Source organism: Burkholderia lata (assembly GCF_902499025.1).
In the GTDB taxonomy this organism is placed as follows: domain Bacteria; phylum Pseudomonadota; class Gammaproteobacteria; order Burkholderiales; family Burkholderiaceae; genus Burkholderia; species Burkholderia lata_C.
This window is the reverse complement of record NZ_CABVPW010000051.1, coordinates 1-21975: the sequence shown is the minus strand read 5'-3', so window position 1 is coordinate 21975 and position 21975 is coordinate 1. Positions and strand designations below refer to the sequence as shown.

Sequence of the window (21975 nt, the reverse complement as noted above, 5' to 3'; positions counted from 1 at the left end):
CGGTTCGCCGCCGCTCGCGCCTTCAGTAGACGTCCCGCATGTAGCGGCGCGCCTTCGAGAGCCGCGCGACGTAGTCGTTCGCAGCCTCGTCCGACATGCCGCCGTGCTCGGCGACCACCGCCTTCAGCGCCGTGTCGACGTCCTTCGCCATCCGCGCGGCATCGCCGCACACGTAGAAGTGCGCGCCTTCCTCCAGCCACGCGAACAGCTCGGCGCCCTGCTCGCGCATCCGGTCCTGCACGTAGATCTTGTCGGCCTGGTCGCGCGAGAACGCGAGATCGAGCCGCGTCAGGAAGCCGCTGTCGTGCATCGCACCCAGTTCGTCGCCGTAGTAGAAGTCGGTCTGCGCGTGCTGCTCGCCGAAGAACAGCCAGTTGCGCCCGCGCGCGCCGCGTGCCTGCCGCTCGTGCAGGAAGCCGCGGAACGGCGCAACGCCGGTACCGGGGCCGACCATCACGATCGGCACGTCGCCGTTCACCGGCGGCCGGAAATGCGCGGACTTCTGCACGAACACCGGCACGCGGCCGTCGTCCGCGCGATCGGCGAGGAACGTCGACGCCACCCCTTTGCGCGCGCGCCGGCCGTTGTGATAGCGCACGGCCGACACGGTCAGGTGGATCTCGCCCTGGTGCGCGCTCGGGCTCGACGCGATCGAATAGAGGCGCGGCTGCATGCGCTTGAGCATCCCGACCAGTTCCGTGCCCGACAGCTCGACCGGAAACTCGTGCAGCACGTCCGCGAGCTGCTGCCCCCACAGCCATTGCTTCAGGTCGCCCTTGCGATCGTCGCCGAGCAGCGACTTCAGCGCGCCGTTCGCGCTGCGCGACGCGATGTAGGCAAGCGTGTCCGGATGCGGGCGCGTGATGTCGAAATGTCGTGCGAGCGCGTCGCCGAGGCGCACGTCGCCGACACCCGCCACCGCCACCGGCGCATCGGCCTTCAGCGCGGTGACGGACAGCAGTTCGTCGACCAGCTCCGGGCAGTTGGTCGGCCACACGCCGAGCGCGTCGCCGGTTTCGTATTCGAGGTTCGCGCCTTCGGTCGACAGCGACACGTAGCGCGTGTCCTTCGCCGCGCCCGGACGGTTGAGCCGCAGGTTCGCGACGAGCTTCGACGGCGCCGGATGCGCCTTCGTCGGCAGCAGCCCCGACGGGCTCATCCCGCCGGTCGGCACCGCGTGCAGCGCCGCATCGGCTTCCTTGATCCGCGCGACGACGCGTTCGAGCCACTGGTCGGCATCGCGCTGGAATTCGACGTCGCAATCGACGCGTGCGCAGAGACGCGCCGCACCGAGTTCCGCGAGCCGCGCGTCGAGCCGGCGGCCATGGCCGCAGAACTGGTCGTAGTTGCGATCGCCGAACGCGAGCACCGCGAAGTGCACGCCGTCGAGGCGCGCGGCGCTGCCGGCCTGCAGCGCGTCCCAGAATTCGCTGCCGTTGTCGGGCGCATCGCCGTCGCCGAACGTGCTCGTCATCAGCAGCACGTATTGCGCACCGGCGAGCGACGCCACCGGATAGTCGGACATGCATGCGGTGCGGATCTCGAAGCCCGCGTTCATCAGCTGCGTCGCGTAATCCTCGGTCAACGATTCGATGTTGCCGGTCTGCGATGCCCACAGCAGCACGACCTTCGGCCGCGTGCGCACGATCCGCACGCCGCCGGACGCGCCGGCGTCGGCCGGCAGCGCAGGCGCCGCGACACCCGGCAGGCTCGCCGGCAGCGAGCGGCTGAACAGCCCCGCGAGCATCCCGTCGAGCCAGAACCGCACCGGCGGCGTGAGCGGCGCGCCAGCCGGCAGCACGGGCACGCTGCCCTCGCGCCGGCCCGCGCTCGCCTTCAGCCCGCTGACGAGGCCGGCCACGTACAGCCGTTCGGTGTCCGTCAACGGCGGCGGTGCGAGGTCGGCGACGCCGAGCGCGGCCGCGAAAGTGTCGATGTCTGCCATGTCGGATTCCTGTGAAGCAGTCGCCTGCGCCAGAGCCGGCGCGGGCCGCGCGTCTTCGGCGCGTGCGTCCGGTTGCGCCGTCTCGTCGTCGGCAGCCGCGAACGCATCGGTCTCGACGCGTCGCAACGCGACCGCGCAGTATTTCAGTTCGGGTTGCTGCGATTCGGGATCGATCGCGTCGTTCGTCACCGCGTTGATGCACAGGTCGTCGCCGTACACGTCGTTCCAGTGCATCGGCGCGAAGCAGTTGCCGCGCCGCACGCGCTCGGTCACGACGGCCGGCAGCACCGCGCGGCCGCGCGCCGAGCGGATCTCGACGCTGTCCTTCGCGGCGATGCCGAGCGCGCTCGCGTCGTCGGGGTGCAGCTCGACGAACGGGCGCGGGTTGAGCTTGTTCAGCATCGCGACCTTGCCCGTCTTCGTCATCGTGTGCCATTGATGCTGCAGCCGCCCGGTGTTCAGCACGATCGGGAACGTGTCGTCGGGCAGCTCGGCCGGATCGACATGCGGCCGCGCGAAGAAGCGCGCCTTGCCCGACGGCGTCGGGAACGCGATGCGCGGCACGTCGTTGCCGTCGGCGGCCGCGCGCAGCGTCTGGCTCACGCCGTCGTTCAGGTAGCGGATCGGGTGCCGCTCGCGCGCGGTGCCCGGTGCGACCGGCCACTGCACGGGCCCGTCGCGCAATGCCGCATGGCTCGCGCCGCGCAGGTCGTAGCCCGTCGCCGGATTCGAGAAGCGGACGATCTCGTCGAACACGTCGGCCGCCGACGCGTAGTCGAACGCGTCGCCGAAGCCCATCGCGCGCGCGACTTCCGCAATGATGCGCCAGTCGGGCAGCGCATCGCCGGGCGGCGCGACCGCCGCGCGCATCAGCGTCATGTTGCGCTCGGAGTTGATCATCACGCCGTCGCCCTCGGCCCACAGCGCGCCGGGCAGCAGGATGTCCGCGTAACGGTTGGTCTCGGTGTCGAGGAATGCGTCCTGCGCGATCACGAGTTCGGCGGCCTGCAACCCGGCGATCACGTTCTGCCGGTTCGGCACCGTGGCGACCGGATTCGTGCAGATGATCCAGCATGCCTTGATGTCGCCCGCAGCCATCCGCGAGAACATATCGACCGTGCCTTGCCCGGTCCCCTTGCGCAGCGTGCCGGCCGGCACGCGCCACAGGTTCTCGACAAAACGGCGGTCGTCGTCGGATGCCACCGAGCGCTGGCCCGGCAGCCCGGGGCCCATGTAGCCCATCTCGCGCCCGCCCATCGCGTTCGGCTGGCCGGTCAGCGAGAACGGCCCGCTGCCGGTGCGGCAAATCCTGCCCGTCGCGAGATGCAGGTTGCAGATCGCGTTGGTGTTCCACACGCCGTGCGTGCTCTGGTTGAGCCCCATCGTCCAGCAGCTCATCCATTCCTGCGCGTCGCCGATCCACTGCGCGGCCGTGCGCAGGTCGGCTTCCGCGAGCCCCGTGATTTCGGCGACACGCTCCGGCGTGTAGTCGGCGAGGAACGCGGGCATCGCGTCCCAGCCTTCGGTGTACGCATCGATGAATGCGCCGTCGGTGCGGCCGTTCGCATGCAGCAGGTGCAGCAGCCCGTTGGTCAGCGCGAGGTCGGTGCCCGGCCGGATCTGCAGGAACAGGTCGGCCTTGTCGGCCGTGCCGGTGCGACGCGGATCGACGACGATCAGCTTCGCGCCGGCCTTCACGCGATCCATCATCCGCAGGAACAGGATCGGATGGCAGTCGGCCATGTTCGCGCCGATCACGAAGAACAGGTTCGCGCGATCGAAATCCTGGTACGACCCGGGCGGGCCGTCCGCGCCGAGCGACTGCTTGTAGCCGGTGCCCGCGCTCGCCATGCAAAGACGCGAGTTCGACTCGATGTTGTTGGTGCCGACGAAGCCCTTCGCAAGCTTGTTGACGAGGTATTGCGCCTCGATCGACATCTGCCCCGATACGTAGAACGACAGCGCGTCCGGTCCGTGCGTATCGAGCACCGTGCGCAGGCGGCGCGCGGTGTCGGCGATCGCGTCGCGCGCCGGCAGCGGCACCAGGTCGTCCTCGCGCGCGCGGCGCACGAACGCGCGGTCAAGCCGCCCCGAGCGGCGCAGCGCGACGTGCGCCGACGAGCCCTTCGTGCACAGCCGCCCGAAGTTGGTCGGATGGTCGGAGTCGCCGGACACCTTGACGACTTCGCCTTCCTCGACGTGCAGCACCATCCCGCAGCCGACGCCGCAGTACGGACACACGCTCTTGACGGGGGTGGCGGTCATGCGCGCTCCGGGGTGGTCAGGCTGCGATCCACACGAAGCCGTCCTCGACCCGCGACGGATACGCGCTCACCGACTGCTCGGGCGACTCGAGGCATTCGCCGGTGCGCAGGTCGAAATGCTGCTTGTACAGCGGCGACGCGACGACGACGCGCTCGCCGAGGCTGCCGATCAGCCCGCGCGACATCACGGCCGCCTGCGATACGGGATCGACATTGTCGATCGCGAACACGCCGCCTTCTTCGGCATGCGCGACGTGAAAGACAGCGACCTGCTCGCCGTTGACGAGTGCACACACGCCGGTGTTCGGCACGATGTCGTCGAGCGGGCACACGCGGGTCCAGGACAGCGGAAGACGATCGTTCATGATGGGCTCCTTGGAAAAGACGCTGGTGTCGGTCAGGGTCAAACGGTTGCGGGTTCGGTGGCGGCTTGCGTCACGCCTTCGGCCACGACGGGAATCGGCACGGGCTTGCCGCCCGCGCGTTCGCCGGGTGTCGCGGGCCGGATCTGGCCGCGCGTCTCGACGAATTCGATGGTCGTGTCCGGTGCGTCGCTGTTCACGAAGTGGCGGAAGCGCTTGCGCGTGTCGGGGTCGGTCACGGCCTTCTTCCATTCGCATTCGTAGGTGTCGACCACGTGCTGCATGTCGGCTTCGAGTTCGGCGCCGATCCCGAGGCGATCGTGCACGACGACGTCGACCAGGTAGTCGAGGCCGCCTTCGAGGTTGTCGCGCCATACGCTGGTGCGCTGCAGCCGGTCGGCGGTGCGCACGTAGAACATCAGGAGACGATCGATGTAGCGGATCAGCGTGGCGCGGTCGAGATCGGACGCGAGCAGTTCCGCGTGACGCGGCTTCATCCCGCCGTTGCCGCACACGTACAGGTTCCAGCCCTTCTCGGTCGCGATGATGCCGACGTCCTTGCCCTGTGCTTCCGCGCACTCGCGTGTGCAGCCGGACACGCCGAACTTGATCTTGTGCGGCGCGCGCAGCCCCTTGTAGCGGTTCTCCAGGTCGATCGCGAGGCCGACCGAATCGTCGACGCCGTAGCGGCACCACGTCGACCCGACGCACGACTTCACGGTGCGCAGGGCCTTGCCGTATGCGTGGCCCGATTCGAAACCGGCCGCGATCAGTTCTTCCCAGATCGACGGCAGCTGCTCGACGCGCGCGCCGAACAGGTCGACGCGCTGGCCGCCGGTGATCTTCGTGTAGAGCCCGTACTTCTGTGCGACCTGGCCCACCGCGATCAACCCTTCCGGCGTGACTTCGCCGCCCGGCATGCGCGGCACGACCGAGTACGTGCCGTCGCGCTGGATGTTCGCGAGGTAGTAGTCGTTCGAATCCTGCAGACCCGCGTGCTCCTTCTTCAGCACGAACTCGTTGAAGCACGACGCGAGAATGCCCGCCACCGCCGGCTTGCACACGTCGCAGCCGAGGCCGTGGCCGTGCTTCGCGAGCAGTTCGTCGAAGGTCGTGATGCGCTCGACGCGGATCAGGTGGAACAGCTCCTGGCGCGAATGCGGGAAGTGCTCGCACAGATGGTTGTTGACCGCGAGGCCCTGCTTCTTCATCTCGGCCTTCATGATCTGCGTGACGAGCGGCACGCAGCCGCCGCACGACGTGCCGGCGCCCGTGCACGTCTTCAGCGCGCCGAGGCTCGTCGCGCCGTCGGCGACCGCCGTGCAGATCTGCGACTTCGACACGTTGTTGCACGAGCAGATCTGGGCGGCCGCAGGCAGCGCCTCGACACCGATCGCCGGCTTCGCGACGCCGTCCGACGACGGCAGGATCAGGAATTCCGGCGACTCCGGCAGCTCGATGCGATTCAGCATCATCTGCAGCAGCGTGCCGTATTCGGCCGCATCGCCAACCATCACCGCGCCGTGCAGGAACTTGCCGCAGTCGGACACCACGAGCTTCTTGTAGACCTGGCGGCGCTCGTCCGCGTACTGGTAGGTGCGGCTGCCGGCCGTCGTGCCGTGCGCGTCGCCGATGCTCGCGACGTCGACGCCCATCAGCTTCAGCTTCGTGCTCATGTCGGCACCGGCGAATGCGGCCTCGGCTGCACTGTTCGCATCGCCGCCGAGCTGCTTCGCGACCACGCGCGCCATGTCGTAGCCGGGGGCCACGAGGCCGTACACCATGCCGTTCCAGGCCGCGCATTCGCCGATCGCGTAGATGTCGGCATCGCTCGTGCGGCACGCGTCGTCGATCGCGACGCCGCCGCGCGGGCCGATATCGAGCCCGCATGCGCGGGCCAGTTCATCGCGGGCACGGATGCCGGCCGAGAACACGATCATGTCGGCGTCGAGGTGCGAGCCGTCGGCGAACGCCATCCGGTGCGTGCCTTCCTCGCCATCGACGATTTCCAGCGTGTTCTTGCCCGTATGCACGGTCACGCCTAGCGCCTCGATCTTCGCGCGCAGCATCCGGCCGCCGCCGTCGTCGACCTGCACGGCCATCAGCCGCGGCGCGAATTCGACGACGTGCGTGTCGAGCCCCATGTCGCGCAGCGCTTTCGCGCATTCGAGGCCGAGCAGCCCGCCGCCGATCACGACGCCGCGCTTCGCGTGCGTGCCGCACGCCTGCATCGCTTCCAGATCCTCGATCGTCCGGTACACGAAGCAGCCGTCGCGATCGTGCCCCGGCATCGGCGGCACGAACGGGCGCGAACCCGTCGCGAGCACCAGCTTGTCGTACGCGAGCGTTTCGCCGGACGCGAGCGTGACCGTATGCGCGGCGCGGTCGATCGACGCGACTTGCGCATTCAGGCGCAGGTCGAACTGCGGATGACGCTCGAAGAAGCCGGGTTCGACGAGCGACAGGTCGTCCGCCGACTTGCCCGCGAAGAATTCGGACAGGTGCACGCGGTCGTACGCCGGGCGCGGTTCCTCGCCGAGCACGGTGACCTGCAGCGTGCCGGTGTTGCCCGCTTCCGCCGCGACACATTCGAGGAGCTTGTGGCCGACCATGCCGTGGCCGATGACGATGAGTTTCATGGTGACGTTTCCTTCGGTCGATCAGTTCGCGGCGCTGCTGGCAGCCAGTGCGCGGTCGCGCAGCTCGGCTTCGCGTGCCTTGTGTTCTTCGCTGAAGCGCACGGCCATCGCGCACAACGCGGTCGCGGTGACGGCCAGGCCGAGCAGGCTCAGCGTGTGCTGCACGTCGCCGACGCCCTTCAGCAGGAAACTCGCGGCCACTGCGCCGACGTTGCCGCCCGCGCCGACGATCCCCGCGACGCCGCCGAGCGCCTTGCGGTCGATGAACGGCACCAGCGCGTAGGTCGCGCCGCAGGCCATGTGCGTGAAGAGGCCGAAGGTGAGCATCGCGACGAGTGCGATGCCGATGCTTTGCGCATGCGAGAACCAGATCAGCCCGAGCCCTTCGCCGACGATCAGCGCGCACAGCAGCGTCGCGCGCACGTCGAGGCTGCGACGCGCGGCGATCTTGTCCGACAGCCAGCCGCCGAGCGCGCGGGCGAACAGCGCGAGCAGCCCGAACAGGCCGACCGCGAAACCGGCATCCTTCAGCGACAGGCTGAAGTGATCGACGTAGTACAGCGCGGCGATGTTGTGGATGAACACCTCGACGCCGAAGCACGCGCCATACGTGACGAACAGCATCCACACGCGATAGTTGCCGCAGGCGGCGAAGAAGCTCGCCCAGCCGCCCTTCTTGCCGCTGTCGACCGTCACGCCTGCCTTGCGCAGCGCGATGATGTCGCCTTGCGGGCAGTCCTGCGTGAAGCGCCAGTAAGCCCAGGCCATCACGAGCATCGCGACGCCCGGCACGACCAGCGCGATGCGCCACGACGAATCCTCGCCGAAGCCGAGCATCAGGCCGGCGGCGACGAGCAGCGGCATCAGCGCCTGGGTGGCGCCCGCACCGGCATTGCCCCAGCCGGCCGTCGTCGCGTTCGCGGTGCCGACCACGTTCGGCGCGAACATCACCGACGTGTGGTACTGCGTGATCACGAAGCCCGCGCCGATCGCGCCGATGCCGAGCCGGCAGATCAGGAACGACAGGTAGTCGTGCGTGAACGACACCGCGAACACGGGGATCGCGCCGAGCAGCAGCAGGCCGACGTACACCCGGCGCGGGCCGAAGCGGTCGCACAGCGGGCCGACCAGCAGCCGCACCGCGATCGTCGCGGCCACGGCCGCGATGTTGATGTTGGCGACCTGTGCCGCGGTCAGGTGGAATTCGCGTGCGATCAGCGGCATCAGCGGCGCGCACGCGAACCACGCGAAGAAGCACACGAAGAACGCCATCCACGTCAGGTGGAACGCGCGCATCGGCGCGGTGCGGAAGCTGAAGAGATCGATACGGGTAGCTTTGTCGGTCATGTCATCCGCCAAACGAAAAACGGCGTCCTGCGCACCCGGTCTCGTCGAGACCCGATGCGTAGGACGCCGTTGCCCATGAAGCCCGTTGCCGGGCGCGTCTAGTAATCGGTACTGCCGGACGAATCGCCGTTGATCCGCCCGAACCACCTAACGCAAGCGCCGTGCCATGTCGATGCGAACCGGGCCCGCAGCCCCGCTACGCAAGGCTCGCCGGACATCGTGCGACGCGCGGGGACACGTGGCACACGATGCGCCGTGAGGCAGCGAAGCACAGATGTGGTGCGCTGCAGCACTGTCGCCGTGCGACATCGCGGTGCGCGCTGACGGGGCACGATGCACGCCGATGCGGCATTGCGGCTGCCCGCGCGCGGCCGCCGCATGCGCACACGGGGCCACCGCGCGGCGCGATGCACGCCGTTCGCGCCGCGCCGGCACGACGCGCCATGCCGGTTGGCCCGGATATTGCTGAACTCGATGCATGACACCGGCAACGGCGCCGGTGGGCAGTCCCCGCAAACCAGGCCCGTCGTACAGCCGGGCCGATCAGGACAACGGTGTCCCCCCGTGCGCAGCACGGCCGGATGCCGGTGCGTTTCGACAGCCCGCCGCCGCCGCGCGCAACGACACGCAATCGACCGCCGCATGCAGGCGGCACAGGAACACGACATGACGACAGGCAAAGTCACGCTGCTGGGCGCCGGCCCCGGCGATCCTGATCTCCTCACGCTGAAGGCCGTGAAGGCACTGGCCGCGGCCGACGTGCTGCTGCTCGACGATCTCGTCGCGCCCGGCATCGTCGAACTCGCACCGCAGGCACGGGTGATCCGCGTCGGCAAGCGCGGCGGCTGCCGCTCCACGCCGCAGGCATTCATCGAAAAGCTGATGCGCCGCTACGCGCTGCGCGGCGCGCACGTGGTGCGCGTGAAAGGCGGTGACGCGCTGCTGTTCGGGCGTGCCGGCGAAGAACTCGCGACGCTGCGCGCCGCCGCGATTCCGGTCGAGATCGTCAACGGCATTTCGTCGGGCTTTGCGGCCGCCGCGAGCCTCGGCATCTCGCTGACGCACCGCGAACATTGCCAGGGCGTCACGTTCGTCACCGCGCACCGTCAGGACCACGGCGAGCCCGACTGGGCGCGTCTCGCGGCGACCGGCACCACGCTCGCGATCTACATGGGGATGAGCCGCGTCGACAGCATCGCCGCCGGCCTGCTCGCCGCGCTGCCGCCCTCGACGCCGGCCGCGGCCGTGCAATGGGCCGGCACGCCCGACGAACGCCGCTGGACCGGCACGCTCGGCGATCTCGCGCGCGGCATCGACGAAGCGCGGCTCGGCAGCCCGGCCGTGATCCTCGTCGGCGGCGCGATCGGCGAAGCGGCCGTGCAACGCGTGCCGGACGCGGGCGCCGCGATCGAAGCCGCCTTGTCCCGGGCCGCGTAGCATGCGCGACACCACGCGGCACCGGCCGCCCACCTATCATGAAGACAGCGGCACCGGCCGCCGGGCCAGCGCGCCCGGCACCGCCCCGATGTGCGCGCGGGGCCACCGCCCCCGATCCGTGCATCGCGCCACGATTTCGCCGCCGCCGTTCGCGTCATGAGCACCCCTGCTTCCTCCGCCCGCCTGCGCGTGCTGCTCGTCACCGATACCGACAAGCCGATCGGCGAGCTCGGCGATGCGCTCGCGCACCTCGGCTACGAGATGCTGAACGACGTCGCGACGCCCGCACGCCTGCCGGCAGCCGTCGAGGAGCAGCATCCCGACGTCGTGATCATCGATACCGATTCCCCGTCGCGAGACACGCTCGAGCAGCTTGCCGTGATGCACGCCACCGCGCCGCGCCCCGTGCTGATGTTCAGCCACGACGCCAACCAGTCGCTGATCCGCGCGGCGGTCGGCGCGGGCGTCAGCGCGTACCTCGTCGAAGGGCTGTCGGCCGAGCGCCTCGCGCCGATTCTCGAAGTCGCGCTCGCCCGCTTCTCGCACGACGACGCGCTGCGCCGCCGGCTCGCCGACGTCGAGCGCGAGCTCGCGGAGCGCAAGCTGATCGACCGCGCGAAGCGCCTGCTGATGGACCAGCGCAAGCTGTCCGAACACGACGCGTACGCCGCGCTGCGCAAGCGCGCGATGGACCAGGGCCTGCGCATCGTCGACGTCGCGCGGCAACTGCTCGACGCGTCACCCCAGTCATGACTGCCATGGATACCTCTACCCCCGCCGCGCCGGAACGCGCACATCTTCGCCTCGGGTTCGTCGCGCTGAGCGACGCGGCCCCGTTGATCGTCGCGCAGCGCCTGAACCTCGGCGCACGGCACGGCCTCACGCTCGAACTCAGCCGCCAGCCGTCGTGGGCCACCGTCCGCGACAAGCTGCTGAGCGGCGAGCTCGACGCCGCGCATGCGCTGTACGGGCTCGTCTGCGGATTGCAGCTCGGCATCGGCGGCCCGCAGGCCGACATGGCCGCGCTGATGGTGCTGAACCGTAACGGCCAGGCGATCTCGTTGTCGCGCGGCCTCGCCGACGCGTATCGCGCCAGCGGCAGCGTGCGCGGCGCGTTCGCGACGCTCGGCCGCAAGCCGCTCCTCGCGCAGACGTTCCCGACCGGCACGCACGCGATGTGGCTGAACCACTGGCTCGCGTCGCACGACGTCGATCCGCTGCGCGACGTGCGCAGCGTCGTGATCCCGCCGCCCGAGATGGTGGCCGCGCTCGCCAGCGGCGAGCTCGACGGTTTCTGCGCCGGCGAGCCGTGGCATGCGGTGGCCGAGTCCTGCGGCGCGGGGCGGACCGTTGCCGTCACGAGCGAGATCTGGCCCGATCATCCGGAGAAGGTGCTCGCGGCCCGGCGCGATTTCGTCGCGCTGTACCCGGCCACGGCCCGCGCGCTGATCCGCACGCTCGTCGATGCCTGCGCATGGCTCGACAGCGCCACGCACCGTCGCGAGGCGGCCGACTGGCTGGCATCGCCCGACGCGCTCGGCGTGCCGGCGCGGCTGATCGCACCGCGCCTGCTCGGCGACTACGGATCGGGCCCGTTTGCCGTACCGCCGCTGCCGATCCGCTTCCACGACGGCGCCGTGAACCGCCCCGATCCGCTTGAAGGCCGGTGGTTCCTGACCCAATACCGGCGCTGGGGCATGCTCGACGGTTCGCAAGACGACGCGGGGATCGCCCGAGCGATCGCGCAAACCGCGTTGTATGATGCTGCCGTCGCCGAACGCGGCGCACCGGGCCTGTCGCAGGCGTGATGCGCGCCGCGTAATGCAGGCGGCGCGCGCTCCCGCGCCACGCCTGTCCGGGCCGCCAGTCGGCGCCCGGCACGCGCCCCCGGGGGACGCCGCATGACTACTCCGTCCCCGATCAGATTCCATGCCGAAACCAACGCGCGCGCCGCTCGACGTGCTGCTCACTGAAATCCGCGCGTGCCGTGCCTGCGAAGCCGACCTGCCGCTCGGCCCGCGCCCTGTCGTGCGTGCCCATCGCGACGCGCGCATCCTGATCGTCGGGCAGGCGCCGGGCGCGCGCGTCCATGAAAGCGGCATCCCGTGGGACGACGCGAGCGGCAAGCGGCTGCGCGGCTGGCTCGACGTCGACGCCGACACGTTCTACGACGAGACGCGCTTCGCGATCGTGCCGATGGGCTTTTGCTACCCGGGCCGCGGCGCAAGCGGCGACAACCCGCCGCGCCCCGAATGCGCGCCACTGTGGATCGACCGGTTGCTCGCCGAGTTGCCGTCGATCCGACTGACGCTGCTGATCGGCCAGTACGCGCAGCGGCATTTCCTGCGCGACACCCGCAAGGCCACACTGACCGACACCGTGCACGCCTGGCGCGACTACGGCCCCGACGTGCTGCCGCTGCCGCATCCGTCGCCGCGCAACCAGGCGTGGTTCAAGCACCACCCGTGGTTCGACGCCGACGTCGTGCCCGAGCTGCGGCGCCGGGTCGCGCCGCTGGTCGCCGAGTAAACGAATCCACCGACAGGTCGCGGCGCTTCGCGACACCCCGTTATCCGTACCGAATCAAGCATGAACGACACCCCCACCGATATCGACTTTGCCTGCAACGGCTGCGGCGGATGCTGCCGCGACCTGCGCATTCCGCTGACGATCGACGAGGCCATTGCGTGGCTGCAGCGCGGCGGCCACGTGGAGCTGCTGTGCGATGCAATGCCGTGGCTCGTCGAGCCCGAACCCGACAACGCGTTCGCCGCGTACAAGCGCGTGCGCTCGACCGCCGCGCTCAGCGGCTCGCTGCCCGTCCGCATCACGGTCATGCTCACGGCGACTCATGCCGGGCCGTGCCCGAACCTGCTCGACGACCTGCGCTGCGCGATCTACGACGAGCGCCCGCTCGTGTGCCGGATCTATCCGGCCGAAGTGAATCCGTTCGTGCCACTGGTGCCGAACGGCAAGCAATGCACGCCCGACGCGTGGCAGCATGCACCGTTCGTCCGCGGCGGCACGATCGTCGACGCGGACACCCGCGAGAACATCGCGCGCTCGCGTGCGGCAAGCGAAGCCGAGACGCCGCTGCGGGCACGGCTTTGCGCGGCATTGGGGATCGATACGGCGGCGGTGGCCAACGAAGGGTTCACGATCCATGCGCCGCCGGCCGCCACGCTGCTTGCTGCGCTGACGGCGTTGCGGGCAGCGGAGTCGGAGTTGGTGCCGGCCAGCGCCGACGACACCATCGCGTGGACGCTGGTGTCGAACCGTACGTCGACGGTCGATGCGCTCGTGTCGGTCGGCGCGACAAGCCAGCGTGCAGGTAGCGCCAACCCGCACGCCAGTTATCTCGGCTTCCATCCGGACGAATGATCGCCGCGCGGCACGCCCGCGAGCGCGACACCGGGCGAAGCCGTGCGGCCGCGCAGATCGCCGTCGCGCCCGGTTCGCTGTACCATCGCGGCTCAACCGCGTCACGAACAGCAGAATCCTTCATGCCCTCCACCGCCCCGCCGCGCCTGTACGGGATGCCCGAACGCAGCGACCGGCTCGACTTCTACATCCGCGACCAGGCGTCGCGCCAGGCGATCACCGAGCCGCACCGGCACGCGTATTTCCAGATCCAGTTCAATCTCGGCGGCGACACCGAACAGCGGATCGGCGGCGTCACGCGGCCGTTTCCGCGCGGCGCGCTCGCGTTCGTGCTGCCGCACCGCGAGCACCTGATCCCGCATCCGGAAGGCGCGCACTTCATCGTGATCAACTTCAGCCAGGCGTTCCTGCGCGCCGATCTCGACGTCGACCCGCTCGATCTCGAGGACGTGCCCGCGCACCGCTTTCCCGAACTGACACCGTTCCGCTTCCAGGAACACCTCGATTTCATCCTGACCGGCGACACCTACGACGAAGCGCGCCGCCTCGCGCTGTGCATGCTCGACACCGATCGCGTGCGCACGTTCGGCTCGACCACGTTGCTGCGCGGCTACCTGCTGCAACTGATCGGGCTGGTCTGCACGCAGTATGCGGGTGCGCTCGACAAGCTCGCGCAGCGCGGCGCCCAGCGCGCGGGCCGGCGCGACGCGCTCGCGCGCGTGCTGCGGCACGTGCGCGCCAACCTGACCCGCGAGGACCTGACGCTCGCCGCAACCGCCGAGGCCGCGTTCCTGTCGCCCAACTACCTCGCACACCTGGTTCGCAAGGAAACCGGCAGCACTTTCACCGATCTCGTGACCGAGCGCCGGATCGCGCTCGCGCAGTCGCTGCTGGCCCACACGAGCCGGCGCATCGCGGATATCGCGCGCTCGGTCGGCTTCCGTGACGAAGGGTATTTCGCGCGGCGCTTCCGTGCGCGGGTCGGCGTATCGCCGAAAGCGTACCGCGACGCGAATGCCGCGCTGCCGGGCGGCGACGATGCACCGGCGGCGGCCGACGCGTAGTTTTGTCCCGGTAAAACGCAGTTGCGTCGCATCCGGCCGCACGGGTGTCGGGTATCGTTGCACGCATGCCGGCCCGTGCGCCGCACGGGCGCGGTATCCGTCTTATCACCGAACGAGGCCATCCGATGTCCGCTTATGTCATCGACGCTGCCGAGCGTCCTTCCGTCGAAGTCGAACAGTCGTCCGCGCGCTTTCCGGTGCGCCGCGTCTTCTGCGTCGGCCGCAACTATGCCGACCACGCGCGCGAAATGGGTGCCGATCCCGACCGCGAACCGCCGTTCTTCTTCACGAAGCCGGCCGACGCGATCGTCCCGGCCAGCGGCACCGTCGCCTATCCGCCGCTGACGAACGATCTCCATCATGAAATCGAGCTGGTCGTCGCGATCGGCAAGGACGGCCGGTCGATCGACCCGGCCGACGCGCTGTCGCACGTATGGGGCTACGGCGTCGGCGTCGACCTGACGCGCCGCGACCTGCAGGCCGAAGCGAAGAAGCTGAGCCGTCCGTGGGACTGGGCAAAGGGCTTCGACGCATCGGGCCCCGTGACCCCACTGCGCGCAGCAGCGGCCACCGGCCACCCGGCAACCGGCCGCATCTGGCTCGCGGTCAACGGCGACACGCGCCAGCAAGGCGACCTGGCCGACATGATCTGGGCCGTGCCCGACGTCATCGCGTATGTGTCGCGCTCGGTCGAGCTGAAAGCCGGCGACCTGATCTTCACCGGCACGCCGGCCGGTGTCGGTGCGCTGCAGCCGGGCGACCGCGTGACGGGCGGCGTCGACGGCGTCGCGACGTTCGAATTCGTCGTGGGCGCGAAACCGTAAGTCGTCACGCAGCATGCATGGCGGCCGCCTGACCGGGGCCACCGTGCGCTATCCCGATGCCGGTCAGTCGTATCGGCGCAGAAATGCGTCGGCGACGGCCGGCGGATTCAGCACCTTCGCCGATTCGTTTTCCAGTTCCTCGGCAGCATCGTCGTCGCTGATCGACACGAATAGCGTTATCGCCGCCCGTTCGTCGCCGGTACCGAACAGGCCTTCACGGTCGAGCAGGCGCAACGCCCCGATCATCTCGGCGTGCAGTTGCCGCGAAAATTCCGAGAATCTCGACCGGACGAACTGCGGGCTCAGCAAATCATCGGCGAGCTTGCCGCAGATCGCATTGAACGGCGACGCTTCAGCGGCCGCGTACGCCCATTCCGAAAAGCCCCACACATACCACGGGTCGTCGTCCGGGACGGCCTGTTGCTCGCGGATCCGGCGCAGCCCCTCCAACGAATTGGCCGCCGGCACCACCGTCATCGCGCCGCTGTCGGTATACAGCGCGAACGCGTAGAAATGCTCGTCCGGGTGGAGCGCCCGCAGCGCCCTGAATGTCGCTCTCGCGGCGTCGGCAATGTCCCGCTGGAAATCAGAAAAATCGCTCATCGCGTCCTCGTCCAGTCACCCTTCGCGCGTCGAAGAGCACGCGGCGCGCGGAGGGTTCGTCGTCTCCCGATATTCGGGCGATTGTCCGCCAATCGCCCGCGACACGGTAGCGGCGCCCGCACCCGTCCCCGGCTCCGCGCGGCGATGCCGCGCGCCTGCGCTCACCGCCCAACGTCCCGCGCATCGAACACGCGTACGCAGACGGCCGCCGCCAGTGCGATCGCGGCCGACAGCAGCATCATCGCCAGCGGCGCATAGCCCGCGTTACCGGGTGTCAGCACCGCACCCGTCAGAGACGAAAGCGCGGCCCCGCCGGCGATCGTCATCGCGCCGGCCAGCCCCGACGCGCTGCCGGCCAGTTCCGGGCGCACCGACACCGCGCCGGCATGCGCACCGGGATTGGTCAGCCCGTTGCCGATGCCGACCAGCACACACGGCCCGAACCATGCGAGCGCCTGCGTCGCGCCACCGAGCATCAGCGCAAGGCCGATCAACGGCCCCGCGCACGCGACCACCCGCCCGCACAGGATCGTCGTGGCCAGCGCGTAGCGGCGCGCGTAACGCGCGGCCAGGAAGCTGCCGCACACGAAGCCGGTCGTGATGGTGCCCATGTAGAAGCCCACCTCCGCGGGCGCGATGCCGAACACCCGTTGCGCGGCGAGCGGCGCGCCGGCCAGGAACGCGTAGAACGAGCCGGTCGAAAACGCCATGCAGAGCGCATAAGCCCAGAATCGGCGCGCACGGAGCAGCGCCGGATACGCGCGAAGCTGCTGCCCGAGGCTCGACGACCGGTTCGCATGGGTTTCGACGAGATCGAACGCACACCAGACGAACAGCGCGATGCCCGCCGCGCCGAGCAGCCAGAAGCTCGCGCGCCAGCCCAGCGTCTGGTCGAGCGCGCCGCCGAGCGTCGGGCCAAGCATCGGCGCGAACGCGGCCGCCATCGCCGCATAGCCGATCCGGCTCGCCGTCCGCGCGCCGCCACCGGTATCCCGGATCGTCGCCATCGATACCGGGTAGACCGACGTGATCGCCGCCTGCATCAGTCTGCATGCGAGAAACGCACGAATATCGGTCGCCATCGCGCAGCCGAGCGAACCGAGCGCGAACACGCCGACGCTCGCCAGCACGACCGGCCGCCGCCCGAACCGGTCCGACAGCGGCCCCATCACGAACTCGAGCGACGCGGCCACCGCCGCGTAACCGCCAAGCGACAACGCGACGAGCGCATAGTCGGCGCGCAGGTCGCGCGCGATGGCCGGCAACGACGGCAGGAACAGGCTCAGCGGCAGCACCGAGCACGCACACAGCAGGATCAGCGTCGCGTGTCTCGGCGACGTCCGTTCGGCAGCGATCGGCAGGTTCGATTGCAAGTGGATGCCCTCCGCGCACGTGCCGCACGGCCGTGTGCAATGCAAAAAAAAGCCCCCGAACCAGTCGGGGGCGCATGGGTGCCGGCGCGGTGCCGCTACCGGACCCTGCGCCTGTGGACTACTACGATGATGAATGCTGCTTTCATGCCGGATGGCTCGTGATTGCCTGGCTGACTGCGTGCCAGATCGACCGATGGTAGGCGGACGATACCGACCGCGTCAACGTTCTAGCGTGCACGCACCGACACGAACTTCCGCGCGTTGTTGCGCTGGATCAGCACCGCGATCACGCTGCCGCCGCTCGCTTCGAGCGTCTGCACGTCGTCCGGCGTCTCGAGCAGCGTGTCGTTGAGCTCCAGCACGACATCGCCCGGCTGAATGCCCGCGTTCGCTGCCGGGCCGTGCACCGCGTCCACCATCATCCCGACCGCGAGCCCCGTCGAGCGGCGCTCGTCGTCGCTGAGCGCGTGCATCGTCAGCCCGAGGCGGTCGCCGCCATCGGCTGCCCCCGGCACCGGTCGTGCAGCCGCCTTCGGCGCGGCCATGCCGATGGCCGGGCCCGCGTTGCCGGCGGCCTCGTCGGCGCCGGTGATCGTCAGCATCACCGGCGCGCGGTTACGGATCAGCCGCAGCGGCGCCTTCTGGCCGGGCGGCAGCGCGGCGGCCAGGTCGTTGAGCTCGGCCGAGCGGCCGATCGTCTTGTCGCCCAGCTTCACGATCACATCGCCGGGCTTCACGCCGGCCGCGGCGGCCGGCGAGCCGGGCGCGACGCCGTTGACGAGCGCGCCCGCCGGACGCGGCAGCCCGAACGCTGCGGCCAGCCCGATGCCGACATCCTGCACGTCGACGCCGATCGCATTGCCGGATGACGGCGCATCCGGCGCCTGGGACTGCTGCGCCTGCGCCTGCATCTGCTTCTGCAGTTGCGCACGCACCTTTGCGGCAAACGCGATCGGGATCGCGAACGTCGTGCTCGCGTAGCGGTCGGCACCCGTATAGACCTGCACCGCGATGCCGATCACGTCGCCCGCGCGGTTGAACACGGGGCCGCCCGAGTTGTCGGGGTTCGGCGCGATGTCGGTTTCGAAGAACGGAAACGCGCTGCCATCCGGCAACCGGTGCGACGTCGCGCTGACGATGCCGGCCGTGACCGTGTTGCCGGATCCATCCGGCGCGCCGATCGTCATCACCGGCTCGCCCGCGCGCACCTTCGACGAATCGCCGACGCGCACGAACGGCAGCTTCGTTGCGTTGACACGCAGCACGGCGACGTCGCTTTGCGGATCGACGGCCAGCACGGTCGCCTTGAATTCGCGGCGGTCCGTGAGCCGCACCGTCACGTCGGTCGCATCGTCGACCACATGCGCGGAGGTGAGAATCAGGCCGTCGGCGCTGACGATGAACCCCGAGCCGCTGCCCGATACCGCACGCGGCGACGTGTCGGGCGCAGGCGCAGGTGCCTGCGCCTGCGGGCCCTGCGCGGGCGGCGGTGCGTCGCGCCGGAAGAACGCGGCGAGCGGATCGTCGGGATCGAGAATCGCGAAGGACGGGCCGCTCGCCTGCTGGTCGGGTGCGGCGGTCATGATGGTCACGACCGCCGGGCCGTAGCGGTCGACGATCGCCGGAAAATCGACCGGCATCGCGTAAGGCGCAGCAGCCGGCCGCTGCTTCATGGGGTGTGGCGTAACGGGCGGTGCGAGGGTTCCGGCAAGGACGGCCGGCGGGAGCAGCAAACAGCCGGCAAACACGCCCCCGATCAACGCGGTGCGAAGCACGGCGCGAGCAAGCGTCTGGCGAACCACGGTGCACCTCCCCCGGGAGTCACGGCGCCGACATGCGCGAGACGCGCAGGCGCCCGACAAGCCCCGGTACACGCATCCATTTATAGTCCAAGCGGCCTGTTCGAACATACGAATCGAAACCCGAATGCCATGCGGCGCGGCACGCGCGGAGCCGCGATGGCGTTCGTTTCGAACAAAGTGCGCGGTTCGTCAATCCGCACAAGTCCGATTGTCGTGTGCGGCGATGGGCGGTTCGTTCGTGTCGGGCGGTGCAAGGTATGCGCGCGTCGTCGATCTTCGCTCTACCCGGATGTCGACGATCCTCGGGGGGCGAGCAATCGCCCTCCATCACATCGAATCGACCGTGTGGGCTTCCGCCAGCGTCTGCAGGCGTCGCCCCAGATCCCGGACCGCGTCGGCCGGCGCCCCCGACACGACGAGGCACAGGTTCTTGTAGATCCACACGAGTCCGAGCCCGGGACCGGGGATGCTGCTCCGGACCGACACGCTGCCGATCGAATCGGGATCCGTCTCGAACGGCACACGCGCGATCGACGGCGACGTGGTCTCGTGAAGGAAATATTCCGCCGCCTTGAAGCGATCCTTGGCCTGCGCCACCGTGATCGACACGCCCGCCCCGTTGAACCGGCCGTTGAAGACAAACACCCGGACATCCTCGAGCGGCCCGGTTTCGTCGAGATGCTGTTCGGAAGTGTCGATCTTCAGCGCGTTCAAACCAGGGACGCGCTGCGTCGCGAGGTTGCCCCAGTCGAACGCGACGATCTTCCGGCCATCGTCGGCCGCGAACTTCCGGTCGAAATCGATGCGCGACTTGAATGCGTCGACACGCGCGGTCGGGCTGAAGGCCCTCCGAATGGCTGCGGCTCTTTCATCCGGCGTCATGACGCGCGCCGATACCGGCGCCTGCGCATGGCTCGAGCCGACAAGCATGGAACCTAGCAGCAGGCCGATGACAACCGCTTTCATTCCCCCGCTCCCGCACCCGGCGCGCCCTTTGCCATCGTCATGAAGCCCGCGAAGCATCGCATCCTGCGCCTCGAAGTCGCGACGCCCGTATCGGCGCGCTCGGCGGAAGCAAAACGAGCACTCATGGCGCGATTCCCGCAATTCCTTTGTCCGGTGCCGGGCAGTCAGGGCTGCTGTTCAACACCGTAAAGTGTCCGGGGCAAGCCTTGCCAGGCACCTGCAATCCCTCCGGAAATGCCGGTGCGCCCGGCAGCCACGGCGACGCGTATGCCTTGATCCTGTCTCCCGGGAAAAACACGATCCACAGATAGCCGTCCGAGAACGAACCATACTGCTCGATCGGCACGACCCGGCTAGCCACCGCCTTCGGATTGCGCTTGTACATTTCGTCGTTGCGCCATTCGACCTCGACCGTCAATCCCGGGCGCCACTTTTCAGGAACGGTCACGCAGCATGTGATGCCGCCGCCGGCGCTGCCGATACGGGCGGCCACATTTCCGCCCCAGGTGCCGTCGACCGAGTAGGTACCGATCGGCACGTCCGTGTAGTTCAGCGCATCCAGCTTCAGCCCGATCCCGGCATCCTTGTCGCCGGGCGGCGCGACGTCATCCGTCGCACGCGAGCACCCGGCTCCCGTAGCGCAGGCAGCCAGGAAAACGGCCAGACGAACGACGGTCATCACCGATCCGGCTCGTACCTTCATGACTCGATTCTCTTGTCGGGATCCCGAAGCGAAATCGCAAGCGATACGGTAGCGGAAATCACCGGCGACGGGTGACGTAACCCGCGCGCCCTGCCCGCAGCACGTCACTCCCCGCCCACCCGCTCCGCGATCGCCGACAGCATCCGCAACATCGGCTCGAACGCGTCGGCCGACGTATTGCCGAACCCGAGCACGAGCCCGTTGCCCGCCGATGCCGGATCGATCGAAAAACCCGACAGCGGAAACGGCCCGATGCCATGCGCGCGCGCCGCGTCGACGATCGCGCGGTCGCGGTAGCGCGCAGGCAGCCGCAGCGCGAGATGCAGCCCGCACGGCCCGCCCTCGATCTGATGCGGCACGCTCAGGTTGCCGTCGAGCGCGGCGAGCAGCGAGCGCCGCCGGTCGCGATACAGCCGGCGCATGCGGCCGAGATGGCGGCCGTACTCGCCCGTCTCGATGAAATCGGCCAGCGCGAGCTGTACGTGGCGCGTCCCGCCGCGCAGCATCTCCGGCAGCACCGGCCGCACCGCGGCCAGCAGCGCGTCGGGCAGCACGAGAAAACCGATCCGCAGCGCCGGAAACATCGTCTTGCTGAACGAGCCGAGATAGACGACGGGCGAATCGGGCGCGAGCCCGTGCATCGCGCCGATCGGCTCGCCGGTGTGACGGAATTCGCTGTCGTAGTCGTCCTCGATGATCCACGCGCGATGCCGGCGCGCGGCATCGATCAGCGCGAGCCGGCGCGAGATCGACAGCACGGCGCCGGTCGGAAACTGGTTCGACGGCGTCGTGTAGACGAGGCGCGGCGTCCGCTCGCGCCAGTCGTCGGCATCCACGCGCAGCCCTTCCGCGTCGACCGGCATCGGCACGACGTCGAGGTCGGCCGCCTGCATCGCGGTGCGCGCGCCGCGATAGCCGGGCTCCTCGACCCACACCGGATCGCCCGGGTTCGTCAGCAATTGCGCGCACAGCGCGATCGCACCCTGTGCGCCTTCCGTGATCACGATCTGCTCGGGATCGCAGCGCACGCCGCGCGTCACGGCCAGGTGGCGCGCGATCGATTCGCGCAGCGCGCGCTCGCCGAGCGGATCGCCATAGCCGAGCAGGTCGCGGCCCGCGCGGCGCAGCGCGCGGTCGATCGCGTGGCGCCACGCGTCCGCCGGGAAATGCGTCAGTGCGGGCACGCCCGGCCGGAAGCCCTCCGATTCGCCGGTGCCGATGCGGCTCGGGCGAATCCGGCCGAGCCGCTGCGCGACGGCCGGCGG

General features: G+C 69.5%; 17 protein-coding genes. 7 read left to right on the top strand and 10 right to left on the bottom strand.

What is annotated here, in order from left to right:
• Positions 1 to 22: 22 nt before the first annotated feature.
• From BDI24065_RS35720 to BDI24065_RS35705, 4 genes are read right to left on the bottom strand one after another with little or no spacing between them, the layout of a single operon-like run.
• Positions 23 to 4210 carry a bifunctional nitrate reductase/sulfite reductase flavoprotein subunit alpha gene (locus tag BDI24065_RS35720; RefSeq protein WP_175035137.1) on the bottom strand — a complete coding sequence of 1396 codons (4188 nt, stop codon included), beginning with the start codon at positions 4208 to 4210 and terminating at the stop codon, positions 23 to 25.
• Between the two features lie 16 nt (positions 4211 to 4226).
• Positions 4227 to 4574, bottom strand: a complete 348-nt coding sequence (nirD, locus tag BDI24065_RS35715; RefSeq protein ID WP_175035136.1) for a nitrite reductase small subunit NirD — start codon at positions 4572 to 4574, stop codon at positions 4227 to 4229.
• Between the two features lie 38 nt (positions 4575 to 4612).
• The gene (gene nirB / locus BDI24065_RS35710) at positions 4613 to 7210 is read right to left on the bottom strand and encodes a nitrite reductase large subunit NirB (RefSeq protein ID WP_175035135.1); all 2598 of its coding nucleotides are present in this window, start codon (positions 7208 to 7210) and stop codon (positions 4613 to 4615) included.
• 21 nt (positions 7211 to 7231) lie between these two features.
• Complete coding sequence (locus BDI24065_RS35705) at positions 7232 to 8557, bottom strand: MFS transporter (RefSeq protein WP_175035134.1); 1326 nt, start codon at positions 8555 to 8557, stop codon at positions 7232 to 7234.
• Between the two features lie 666 nt (positions 8558 to 9223).
• On the opposite strand from BDI24065_RS35705, the gene cobA reads away from it, so the two are divergent.
• The 7 genes from cobA (at position 9224) to BDI24065_RS35670 (ending at position 15263) form a co-directional block, all read left to right on the top strand.
• A complete protein-coding gene (gene cobA, locus BDI24065_RS35700; protein WP_175035133.1) occupies positions 9224 to 9994 on the top strand; it encodes a uroporphyrinogen-III C-methyltransferase in 771 nt (256 codons plus the stop codon).
• Between the two features lie 156 nt (positions 9995 to 10150).
• Positions 10151 to 10747, top strand: a complete 597-nt coding sequence (locus tag BDI24065_RS35695) for an ANTAR domain-containing response regulator (protein WP_043191078.1) — start codon at positions 10151 to 10153, stop codon at positions 10745 to 10747.
• 5 nt (positions 10748 to 10752) lie between these two features.
• Positions 10753 to 11802, top strand: coding sequence for a CmpA/NrtA family ABC transporter substrate-binding protein (locus BDI24065_RS35690; RefSeq protein WP_175035132.1), 1050 nt, complete (start codon positions 10753 to 10755; stop codon positions 11800 to 11802).
• A 121-nt stretch (positions 11803 to 11923) separates the two neighbouring features.
• Complete coding sequence (locus BDI24065_RS35685) at positions 11924 to 12523, top strand: uracil-DNA glycosylase family protein (protein WP_175035131.1); 600 nt, start codon at positions 11924 to 11926, stop codon at positions 12521 to 12523.
• Between the two features lie 60 nt (positions 12524 to 12583).
• The gene (locus tag BDI24065_RS35680) at positions 12584 to 13375 is read left to right on the top strand and encodes a YkgJ family cysteine cluster protein (protein ID WP_175035130.1); all 792 of its coding nucleotides are present in this window, start codon (positions 12584 to 12586) and stop codon (positions 13373 to 13375) included.
• A 122-nt stretch (positions 13376 to 13497) separates the two neighbouring features.
• Positions 13498 to 14439, top strand: a complete 942-nt coding sequence (locus tag BDI24065_RS35675; protein ID WP_175035129.1) for a helix-turn-helix transcriptional regulator — start codon at positions 13498 to 13500, stop codon at positions 14437 to 14439.
• Between the two features lie 125 nt (positions 14440 to 14564).
• On the top strand, positions 14565 to 15263 hold the full coding sequence (locus tag BDI24065_RS35670; protein WP_175016187.1) for a fumarylacetoacetate hydrolase family protein: 699 nt from the start codon (positions 14565 to 14567) through the stop codon (positions 15261 to 15263).
• 63 nt (positions 15264 to 15326) lie between these two features.
• Here BDI24065_RS35670 and BDI24065_RS35665 read toward each other — a convergent pair whose 3' ends face one another.
• From BDI24065_RS35665 to BDI24065_RS35640, 6 genes are all read right to left on the bottom strand, one after another.
• Complete coding sequence (locus BDI24065_RS35665) at positions 15327 to 15866, bottom strand: DUF4303 domain-containing protein (protein WP_175035128.1); 540 nt, start codon at positions 15864 to 15866, stop codon at positions 15327 to 15329.
• Between the two features lie 161 nt (positions 15867 to 16027).
• Entirely contained in the window at positions 16028 to 17239 is a 1212-nt protein-coding gene (locus tag BDI24065_RS35660; protein ID WP_175035127.1) for an MFS transporter, read from the bottom strand.
• 227 nt (positions 17240 to 17466) lie between these two features.
• The gene (locus BDI24065_RS35655) at positions 17467 to 19041 is read right to left on the bottom strand and encodes a trypsin-like peptidase domain-containing protein (RefSeq protein WP_175035126.1); all 1575 of its coding nucleotides are present in this window, start codon (positions 19039 to 19041) and stop codon (positions 17467 to 17469) included.
• Positions 19042 to 19368: 327 nt separating this feature from the next.
• Positions 19369 to 20064: a hypothetical protein gene (locus BDI24065_RS35650; RefSeq protein ID WP_175035125.1), complete on the bottom strand. Its 696-nt coding sequence runs from the start codon at positions 20062 to 20064 to the stop codon at positions 19369 to 19371.
• Positions 20065 to 20128: 64 nt separating this feature from the next.
• Positions 20129 to 20710 (bottom strand): DUF3304 domain-containing protein, encoded by a 582-nt coding sequence (locus BDI24065_RS35645; RefSeq protein ID WP_175035124.1) that lies wholly within the window; start codon positions 20708 to 20710, stop codon positions 20129 to 20131.
• 104 nt (positions 20711 to 20814) lie between these two features.
• Positions 20815 to 21975 (bottom strand): PLP-dependent aminotransferase family protein (locus BDI24065_RS35640; RefSeq protein WP_175035123.1); only part of this gene is annotated, 1161 nt, incomplete at its 5' end.